12 protein-coding genes and 1 pseudogene are annotated in these 8,588 nt (G+C 62.7%); 7 read left to right on the forward strand and 6 right to left on the reverse strand.

Translation table 11 applies throughout. The features are described from left to right. Positions 1–1,113: hypothetical protein (locus OXF11_12635; protein MCY4487942.1), on the forward strand; the 1,113-nt coding region annotated here is incomplete at its 5' end. 174 nt (positions 1,114–1,287) lie between these two features. Here OXF11_12635 and OXF11_12640 read toward each other — a convergent pair. The 4 genes from OXF11_12640 to OXF11_12655 form a co-directional block, all read right to left on the reverse strand. Further along, positions 1,288–1,560, reverse strand: coding sequence for a hypothetical protein (locus tag OXF11_12640; protein MCY4487943.1), 273 nt, complete (start codon positions 1,558–1,560; stop codon positions 1,288–1,290). 119 nt (positions 1,561–1,679) lie between these two features. After that, positions 1,680–2,099: a hypothetical protein gene (locus OXF11_12645; GenBank protein ID MCY4487944.1), complete on the reverse strand. Its 420-nt coding sequence runs from the start codon at positions 2,097–2,099 to the stop codon at positions 1,680–1,682. Between the two features lie 65 nt (positions 2,100–2,164). Next, positions 2,165–2,452, reverse strand: a complete 288-nt coding sequence (locus OXF11_12650) for a hypothetical protein (protein MCY4487945.1) — start codon at positions 2,450–2,452, stop codon at positions 2,165–2,167. Positions 2,453–2,593: 141 nt separating this feature from the next. After that, positions 2,594–3,064 (reverse strand): hypothetical protein, encoded by a 471-nt coding sequence (locus OXF11_12655; GenBank protein ID MCY4487946.1) that lies wholly within the window; start codon positions 3,062–3,064, stop codon positions 2,594–2,596. Between the two features lie 427 nt (positions 3,065–3,491). Here OXF11_12655 and OXF11_12660 point away from each other — a divergent pair, with 427 nt between their 5' ends. From OXF11_12660 to OXF11_12680, 5 genes are all read left to right on the forward strand, one after another. Beyond that, positions 3,492–3,671 carry a hypothetical protein gene (locus OXF11_12660; protein ID MCY4487947.1) on the forward strand — a complete coding sequence of 60 codons (180 nt, stop codon included), beginning with the start codon at positions 3,492–3,494 and terminating at the stop codon, positions 3,669–3,671. Next, positions 3,671–3,832, forward strand: coding sequence for a hypothetical protein (locus OXF11_12665; GenBank protein MCY4487948.1), 162 nt, complete (start codon positions 3,671–3,673; stop codon positions 3,830–3,832). Before OXF11_12660 ends, OXF11_12665 begins: the two co-directional genes overlap by 1 nt. 109 nt (positions 3,833–3,941) lie before the next feature. After that, positions 3,942–4,268 (forward strand): MMPL family transporter, encoded by a 327-nt coding sequence (locus tag OXF11_12670; GenBank protein ID MCY4487949.1) that lies wholly within the window; start codon positions 3,942–3,944, stop codon positions 4,266–4,268. Next, the gene (locus OXF11_12675; GenBank protein ID MCY4487950.1) at positions 4,253–4,747 is read left to right on the forward strand and encodes a hypothetical protein; all 495 of its coding nucleotides are present in this window, start codon (positions 4,253–4,255) and stop codon (positions 4,745–4,747) included. The genes OXF11_12670 and OXF11_12675 overlap by 16 nt, the downstream gene beginning before the upstream one ends. A gap of 81 nt (positions 4,748–4,828) precedes the next feature. Next, entirely contained in the window at positions 4,829–5,302 is a 474-nt protein-coding gene (locus OXF11_12680; protein ID MCY4487951.1) for an MMPL family transporter, read from the forward strand. Positions 5,303–5,402: 100 nt separating this feature from the next. On the opposite strand, the gene OXF11_12685 is transcribed toward OXF11_12680, so the two are convergent. Then, positions 5,403–6,431: an ABC transporter substrate-binding protein gene (locus tag OXF11_12685; GenBank protein ID MCY4487952.1), complete on the reverse strand. Its 1,029-nt coding sequence runs from the start codon at positions 6,429–6,431 to the stop codon at positions 5,403–5,405. Next, on the reverse strand, positions 6,406–7,611 hold the full coding sequence (locus OXF11_12690; GenBank protein MCY4487953.1) for an IS110 family transposase: 1,206 nt from the start codon (positions 7,609–7,611) through the stop codon (positions 6,406–6,408). Before OXF11_12690 ends, OXF11_12685 begins: the two co-directional genes overlap by 26 nt. 730 nt (positions 7,612–8,341) lie before the next feature. On the opposite strand from OXF11_12690, the pseudogene OXF11_12695 reads away from it, so the two are divergent. Then, a pseudogene (locus tag OXF11_12695) lies at positions 8,342–8,588 on the forward strand (transposase).

Here is an 8,588-nt window from a genome sequence, read left to right on the forward strand (position 1 = left end):
CTCCGAAATCTCACCACCATCAAGTTTTCAACCCATGTGCTGTGCGTGTTGACAGCGTTGACCTTGGCTGGCTGTGGCGGTGGAGGCGGCACGATGCCAGAGCCATCGGTGCTGCCCCTGGCACTGCCTGCGGATCACGGACTTCCCGCTGGCGAAATCACCGTCGCACCGGGGGAATCGGAGGAGCACGGCAATGTCGTCCTCTCTTGCCCGGCCGGTGGTCAGGCCTGCGTCCTCAACGTCGCCGACGACGGCTCTGCCTCCTATGCCCAAACGGGCGGCATGCCCGCTATCGTGCCCCGCCCGCCGCTCCCGGATTCGGTCGAGCAACTGTTGCAGCGCCGACTGTTGAATTCGACCTGGCCCGTCGTGGTCAGCTTCGGGGGAGGAGTCGCGACCTGCGCGGCACTGGGATGTCCGGTGGCGGACGCTATTCACGTCGACCGCGGGGATGCCCGCCACCCGAGCGACGATCACCGGCCCGATCTCTCAGGCTTCGAGCCCCTCGAACCGCGCCGGGGGATTGCGCTGGCAAGCAAGGCGCAGCCCGTGGTCGAAGGGCAGCGTTCAGCCTTCCACCGGGCTTTTGGCGCCTGGATGGACCATGGGTTCTTTCTCGTGGAGACGTTCGCGATGCACGGCAACGCGGACCTCAGCCACTACCACACCACCTGGTTCGGAGACGCGAGCCACTCCAGCCAGTTAGCCTCGCCGGGCGACACCGCAACCTGGTCCGGCGTCATGTCCGGCGTGGAGTCCTCCCCGTCCAGCGGATCCGGAGCCTTCGTGCATGGCGATTCCGCCGTCACCGTTTCGGGCCTCGTTGTCGGCGCCGAGGTCTCGGTCGAGGTCGCGTTCACCAGCATCGTGAACCAGGACACCGGCGCCGGAATCGGGGACATGGTCTGGCGAGGGCTGCCTCTTCAGGGCAGAGAGTTCGGGACCGATAGCGTTCTGTTCAACGACGCCGGGTATTTCCGGGACGAGAGCTTCGGCGCCGCGGCAAAGGGAAGCCTCTACGGCCGCTTCTACGGCCCTGGTCACGAGGAAGTGGGCGGATTGTTCCACAGCAACGGCATCGCAGGCGCATTCGCGGGCAAGCGCGACCGGTAGGCCGTCTCCTCGACGTCACGCCCGCCCGTCGTGGGGTGATCCCGAGATGTCCCTACGGCGATCTGTTCAACCAGCGCGGGTTGTCGCGCTAGCCCGTACCCGACGACGAGCGCGCGGCGATCAAGCGGCACGTCCTCGACCTGGACCGCTCGGGCGAGGAGAACGATCCGCTTCCTACTTCTTGTGCGCGCCGAACGCGCCGACGTAGCTCTCGGTCATCGTGTCGTCGCCGGTTCCCGTCTCGCGGGTCACGCCGAACGTGCCCGCCACGGACATCGGGTGCTCGGTGGCTTCCTCCCCGTCGCCGAAGAAGCCGCCGCTCCAGGTGCCGTTGAAATCGTGTGTCGCCTGACCCACCGCCGACTGCATGCCCATCACGGCACTGCCGTCGAAGATGTCCGCGCCAGTCGCAATGGTGGTCTCCACCAAGTGGATGGGATCGTCCATGGCCTCGCCCCCGTTCACCCTGATGTTGTCGATCCTCCCCTCGATCGTCCCCGCAACGTTCCCGTTGCCTCACGGCTCCGGCTTCAACATGGTGCTTACTCCAGGTGCATTTTCTGTTGTCACGCCCCGCTTCCCCCTTCCAACTCCGGCCACGGATCGTAGTGCTCGTTCTCACATGCCACCAGACCGGGAAAGGCGCCGAGGACGACACCGTGCCTGATGCGGAAAACCGTGTCCTTTAGGCCGGTGTATCCTCCCATGCGGTTCTTTGTATTGAACTGGGTGCAGACGTACCAGCCTTGGCCGAAAATCATGTACCCTCTCCTCGGAGAGGAGATCCTGGCCGAACGAATCGAGTAGGGGTCGAAGTAGGCTTCCTGGATGTATTCGTGAATGAGTTCCTTATAGTGTGCCGGGTATGGCCCGATGTCTTCGACTCGTGGCGCTGAGCACCCTGTCAGTATGAGGACGGGCAGCATTCCAATAATCCACTTCATGATGCAGGTCCCTATCGTCGTGCGGAAGGAGAAGGTTTTCATGCCGTTCCCGAAACGATAAGTGGCAGGCCGATATGGCCCGCTCCCTGATTCTCCTTCCGCAACTCCTAGAATCCACTGATCCGCAGCCACCGGACTACGGCCGAACAACTGGCGAAACAGAACCGGGACGTGCCGCCCCAGTGGATGTACCACGGGTGCGGATGACGTCCACTCTTGCAGCGCTTGCCCACGTACACGGTCCTGGGCGGGTAGTCCTTCTTGGGGTTCATGATCGGGATCTCCCGGAGCCCGCTACTGCCGGGCTTCGGCAGGCCGCTGGACTCCACATCCCGGGCGATGAAGGCGAGGTCTTGTTGTGCGTCACCATGGTCGCGGATGTCCCACGGAACCATGGGGCGGCGGACCACTCCGGGAGACACTTCTTCCGTCAGGGCAATGATCTTACCATGGCAACTCACTCCTTCCGGTGGCGCCGGCTTCCAGCGCGCGCGGGCGGCCTCATCATTTCTTGGTGGTCTTGGTGGAGGTTCCGGTTAGGACTCCTCAACAGGATCCCAATCCTGCTCCATATCGCTTCCCGCCGACTTCCATCGCGCACGGATGGCCGCGTTGATTTTGTCGGCCATGATCTGCGCCTGATTGCGGGTCAGCCCCAGGAGATTGTCGTCCAGCCAGACGAAGTATTCTCCGTCGACTTCTTCCACGCGGATGTTCTTGACGCGCATCACCAGTTCCGATCTTTTCTTCATATGGCACAGCCCTTGTCCGCTGCTATCCGCTGAAGGTGCTTCTGGCAGTCCTGCCCCGCCTCTGTCGCCTCTTCCACATTCGCGTAGGTCATCAGCAACGCCGGCCAAAAGAACAGCACCGCGGCCACGTTTGTTCCCGTTGCTCCTTCTCTCTCCGCGCCTCACTTCGAAATCTTGAGCGTCCAAGAACGCCCCCACTGGCTCGCCGCGCGCCGCCGTGGAGTGGATCCCTTTCTTCGGAGTTTCGTCGAACACGAATGCGTCGTCACGCTTCGTGAAGGGCGAGTTCCCTCACTTCTGTCAGCAAAGTAACAGCGCGTCTTTCTTTTTTCCAGTGCTCGTCCCTCTCACGTTCCCACGCTCAAGCTAGCGTCCGTGGCGGTTCCCATGACGGATCACGCGCCGTGGGCGGCGGAAGAACGCGCATATTCCCTTATCCGCATGAAACTGAAATAACAATGGTTCTTTTCAAATACTTGGTGTCCAGTTGCTGAACATAGCGCTACAATTCACACTTCGCGGTCTGACGTCAGCGGGCGCCCTTTGAGCGGCAAGGAGATCGTGGAAATCTTCGAGAGCCTTCGGCTGGAGCGTGACCCCGCAAGGAGGCCGCCAAGGACACTCTGAGAAGCCCGATACGGTCCTGCTGGTCTTGTTAGGCAGGAACGCAGGAGGATACATCGTGGCCAAGGCAGATAAGAAGGCGAAGCAGCCTCTCAGGAAGCCGACCGTGAAGGTGAAGCCGTCTAGCTACCAGCCAAGCAAAGCGGAACTGGAAGCGGACATGAGCATCAAGGCCACGCCTCGGCAACTGGCGGCGGCGGTGCTCGCCACGGTGGAAGTCAGAGATGAAGATGCGTGATGATGGAGCCCTTCGAGTATATCATCATCGGTCTGGGGATCGCCATTTTGGGGTCCAACTGGAGGCTCCATCGCGACATAGCGGAACTCCGTGAACGCATCGCGAAATTGGAGGGTCTCTTCGAAGGCCATATCGGCGCGCAGCACGCGCACGATCCTTGACCGGCCCTGGGGAGGCGGGCTAGACTGGAACATACCAGACTGGTCACTAGAGGCGCGGGCGGGAATTGAACCCGCGATGCCGGGGGTGCGATCCGGCATGGGGCAACGCATGGACAGGGACGCGGCGGTGGTCGAATCGCTACGCGACAACACTTGGCCGGTGTTCCTCACGACGGCCACGACGGTGATCGGATTCCTCAGTCTGAACTTCTCCGCTTCTCCGCCTTTCCGGGTCTTGGGCAATCTCGTGGCGTTCGGCATGCTGGCCGCCTACGTGTATTCCATGACGCTCTTGCCTGCGCTGCTGCTGGTCCTGCCGTTGCGCGCGCGTCCCGTTGGCGCCGGGGATTCCACTTTTTCGATCGCCGGGGCGCCTTCGTCGTGGCGCGCCGCAGGCTCCTGCTGTGGTCGGTGGCCGCGGTGGCAGTTGCCCTGATGACCGGCGTTCCCCGCATCGAGCTGACGGATAACTGGTTGAAGTATCTGGACCAGCGTTACGAATTCCGGCTGGACACGGACTTCGTCATCGAGAACCTGACAGGCGTGGAAAGCCTGGAATACTCCCTGAGCGCGGAGCGCGAGGGCGGCGTCACCGGTCCCGACTATCTGCGCAAGGTAGACGCTTTCGCCGAATGGTACCGCGTCCATCCGGAAGCGGCGCACGTCCAGGCGTTTACGGACGTCGTGAAGCGCCTCAACAAGAACATGCACGGCGACGCCCCGGCCTTCTACCGCCTGCCCGAAGACGCCGAGCTTGCCGCGCAGTACCTGCTGCTCTACGAGCTTTCGGTCCCCTTCGGCAGCGACCTCAACAACCGCATCGATGTCGCCAAGTTCGCCACGCGCATGACCGTCAGCATGCGCCGTCTGAGTTCCGAGCAGCAGCGCAAGCTCGATGCGCGCGGGCAGGCCTAGCTCCGCGCGCCAACGCGCCCGACCTCGCCACCGGGGATCAGCCTCGTCTTCGCCTACCTGGCGATACGGAACATCAAGAGCATGTTGTGGGGCACGGCCGGCGCCGTGGCCCTCATTTCGCTGCTCCTGATCGGGATCTTCAGGAGCGTATGCCTCGGCCTCTTGAGCCTCGTGCCCAACTTCATCGCCTCGGCCATGGCCTTCGGCGTCTGGGGCTATCTGTACGGCGAGGCGGGGGACGCCGGATCCCTTGTGACCGCGATCTCGTTCGGCATCGTCCTCGATGACACGATTCACCTCATGAGCCGGTGTCTGAAGGCGCGCCGCAAGGGCCTTTCCGCGTCCGAGGCGGTGCGCACGGCCTTTCGCGTGGTAGGTCGCGCGCTGTTCACCACGGCAATGATCCTGGGGCTGGGCTTCCTGGTGTTCGCCACGTCGGGATTCGTGATCACCTGGATGCTCGGGCTCCTGCTTGCGCTCACCATCGGCTTCGCCCTGCTCGCCGATCTCCTGCTCCTCCCGCCCTTGCTGATGGCCGTCGACCGGAATGCCTGACCCCGGAGCCAAGAGCGGGCATGAGCGGGATTGACCGGTGCGTGCCCGAAGCGGGCAAGGTCCGCGTGCAGGCAAGGATTGGCGACAAAAAACCGCGCGTTCAGCAGCCGCCTTCCAGGGCCATTTTCGCAAATCTCGGCGTCGCTGAATCCGCGTAACTCTTCAGCACTTTGTCGAGCTTACCCTGGGACTTCAGGAACTCCGAAGCCGCCTTCAGTGCTTCCTGCACGCCGCCGCCGAGCCAGATCGGCGAAATCTGTTGTTGCAGCGTCGGATAATCGTACAGGGCCAGCACATCGCCGATCTGGGCCTCGTTGCCGGACACCGCCGCGGCAATCGCCTTCGCGTTCGCGGCGCCCGGTCCGTATTTCTCCGGGTTGGCGCGATAATCCGCGTCGGCAGACGCCACCATCTTCACCCACTGGCAAGTGAATATTGGGTTCCTGTTCGTGAACCCCTTGCGGGCGGCCATTGCATCGAACGTTGCGTTGCCCCAGTTGCTTAGATCCCCGGAGGAAATCAGCACCCGGCCCCTCTGCTTCATGCGGCCGAGGGCTGGATACCAAACGAACCCGCCGTTGACGTCGCCGCGTTCCCAGGCCGCCGCCATGTCCGGCGGCGACAGGTCGATGACCCCGAGCGCTTGAGGCGGGATGTTGAACTGCTCCAACGCGAACATCAGGTGGAAGTGAGCGGTGGAACCGAAGGGCGCCGCGATCGTCTTGCCCCTGAGATCCTGTGGCGCGGAGATCGAGTCGTCCACCACCAGCGCTTCGGCGTTGTGTATGTTGTCATGGACGTAGATGACCTGGAGATCGACGTCCCGGCTGTAGCCGGCCGCCATGGGCGAGGAACCGATGAACGAGATGTCCACCGAACCCGACGCCATTGCATCGACCACCTCGCTTCCCGAGGTGAATTTCACGAACTCGATGCCCCGGCCGCCAAAGCCCTCCGCCTCGATGGCCTTCATCCCGGCCTTCCACGGCCCGTAGACCAGCTGATAGCCGATCCTGACGCCGGCCGCATGCGCGCTGCCGGAAATGCCGATCAACACTGCGGTAAGAGCCAGGGCGGTCTTGCACACATGTCGTTTCATGATTTCAGTGTCCCCGTGTCCGGCCGGCATCCGCCTCCCAATTCTTCCCGGAGTCGCAACCGGTGGTCCGCCTCCTGCGGAGGTCGACGTCCTTGACACTCTCTCTCGAGTAACTAAGCTGCTTCTGGAGCGCCGTTGGTACTTCTTCGACGACGGCCTGGACGAGCCGGTAGCCGAGAGTGCGGGCCTTCCGGTTGAGGTTCGCAAAGATGCGATCAATGCGGCGCTTCTCATAGGCGTCCATGCCCTTTCCGACGTATTCCTCGCCCCGTGTGACCATCAGGTAGATGAGGCAGGCAAGCTCGCGCGCGGTTGCGGTGATGGCGACGGCCCTGTCCTTGCGGGCGAGACGAGCGCGATGTCTGGCGCCGATGAAGGTTTGGCTCCTTCGCGCTGCCAAGGCGGTCATCCGAAGCGCCTGCCCGACCGGGTTGACCACCTTGGGCGCTCGGCCCGGCAATGGCTTGCCGCCGTTGATCCTGGTCTCCGGTGCCACCCCCATCCAGGAGCAGAAGTGCTTGGCGGAAGGGAAGACGGAGAAGTCCGGTCCGATCTCCGAGGCGATGGTCAGGACAGTTCCGGTGCCGACGGCCGGGATCGCAGTGAGGTCAACGCCCATCTGGTACAGCGCCATGGTCAAGGCCCTGTCGCCGGCTGCGGACTTCTTGCCTCTGGAGCGCGGCAGCGTCTTACAGCCTTCGCCGGCCGATCCGTCACCAGCGCCTTCGTCCCCGGAAGGGCTGCCGCTTGCCGGCGTCAGGCGCTCGATCTGCGCCGCGCCCCGCGCTTCGCAGTCCTCGATCTGCCGTTCGAGGAAGTCGTAGCGCTGCATGGCCTGCTCCAACGCAAACAGATGCTCCTCCCGCCAGGTGCCCTCCAGGCTTGCGGCGATCGTGTCACCGCTGGCCTTGACTCGCCTGTCCCGGAACGACGCCAGACGCCGCGCGTCGCGCTCGCCGCCGATGATCGCCCGCAGGATCTTCTGTCCGGTCTGGCCCATGATGTCGGCCAGCACCGAGTCCAGTCGGATGTTCATCTCGGTCAGCGCCCTCTGCATGTGCTGCACGCAACGCGCGCGGTCCTCGATCAGCCGCTTCGCCTGGCGCACATAGGCGCGGAGCGGGCACACCGCATCCCTGGGCCGGAACGCGCTCCGCAGAAGGCCGTAGGACAGCAACTGCCAGATGGCGGAGACAGGTGCGGAATCCACTGCTCACCCGCGGTCGTGAACTAGGCGCCCAGCCCGTGCTCCTGGTGCTCGACGCCCAGCGGCACACTGGGCATGGCCGCCCAGTGACGGAGTGAAGTCGCCGGTGAACTGGTGCTCATTCATCCCTTCCCCGAAACCGCCTGTGAATTCGCCATGTAGTCCTGCGGGACCGCCTCAACCTTCCAAAGCTTGGCTGAGGGTGACTGGGGGAACAGGTGACTTCAGCGTTCGTCAGTGCTTGGTTGCCCTACCCGGTTGGTCCAATCACCCTCGACTATTGTATCGTCACGGTGCGGTTTGACTTCCTACTGTAAACCTTCCTCAGTGAGGGTAACGAGGTGGTAGGTCCTGTCTCCAACTGGAGTCTCAGAGCCACCTCGATGCTGAAGCACCATAAAGTTCACCACTTGGTCGAACCGAGGTATGTTCTCTCATACTACAATGACAAAACCAAGGCCATTATCGTAGAGAAAGGTCACTCTAATGCCGTAACTGGCTTTCCATCCGGGCCAAGTCCGAGAAGTGCTGGATAATTGGATGGGGCAGCATCGGCCGAGGCGATTCAGCCCCAGTACCTCCTTGTCGCCTTCCGAGGTGATCGCCAGGGCGGAGAGTGTCCGATCTCTTGTGTAAGTGAGCGTCGAGGGTCCAAACACTAGCAGGTTGTTGAAAAACTCCGCCTGACGCGGATAACAGTAAGTATCATATTCGTAGTCACAGGGAGTAAAGGATGAGAGGAACAGATCCGCGTCAGGAAGGGATGTTCAGTTATGTGTCTCCGGAGGCGCGAGTGCCAGCGGACCATCCATTGCGAGCGATACGGAAGATGGTGAACAGGCGCTTGAAGGACTGACGCGGGAGTTTGAGGAGATGTACTCGCACACGGGGCGGCCTTCTATCGCGCCGGAGCAGTTGCTGCGGGCGTTGCTGCTTCAGGTACTTTACTCGATCCGTAGCGAACGGCTGTTGGTGGAGCA

It is taken from the genome of Deltaproteobacteria bacterium, from assembly GCA_026712905.1.
Taxonomy (GTDB): Bacteria; Desulfobacterota; Binatia; order UBA9968; family JAJDTQ01; genus JAJDTQ01.

Excerpts from the sequence above, each read along its gene's own strand:
- OXF11_12640 (MCY4487943.1), bottom strand. The coding sequence starts at position 1,560 with ATGGACGATCCCATCCACTTGGTGGAGACCACCATTGCGACTGGCGCG.
- OXF11_12645 (MCY4487944.1), bottom strand. The coding sequence starts at position 2,099 with ATGAAAACCTTCTCCTTCCGCACGACGATAGGGACCTGCATCATGAAG.
- OXF11_12650 (MCY4487945.1), bottom strand. The coding sequence starts at position 2,452 with ATGGTTCCGTGGGACATCCGCGACCATGGTGACGCACAACAAGACCTC.
- OXF11_12665 (MCY4487948.1), top strand. The coding sequence starts at position 3,671 with ATGATGGAGCCCTTCGAGTATATCATCATCGGTCTGGGGATCGCCATT.
- OXF11_12670 (MCY4487949.1), top strand. The coding sequence starts at position 3,942 with ATGGACAGGGACGCGGCGGTGGTCGAATCGCTACGCGACAACACTTGG.
- OXF11_12680 (MCY4487951.1), top strand. The coding sequence starts at position 4,829 with ATGTTGTGGGGCACGGCCGGCGCCGTGGCCCTCATTTCGCTGCTCCTG.
- OXF11_12685 (MCY4487952.1), bottom strand. The coding sequence starts at position 6,431 with ATGCCGGCCGGACACGGGGACACTGAAATCATGAAACGACATGTGTGC.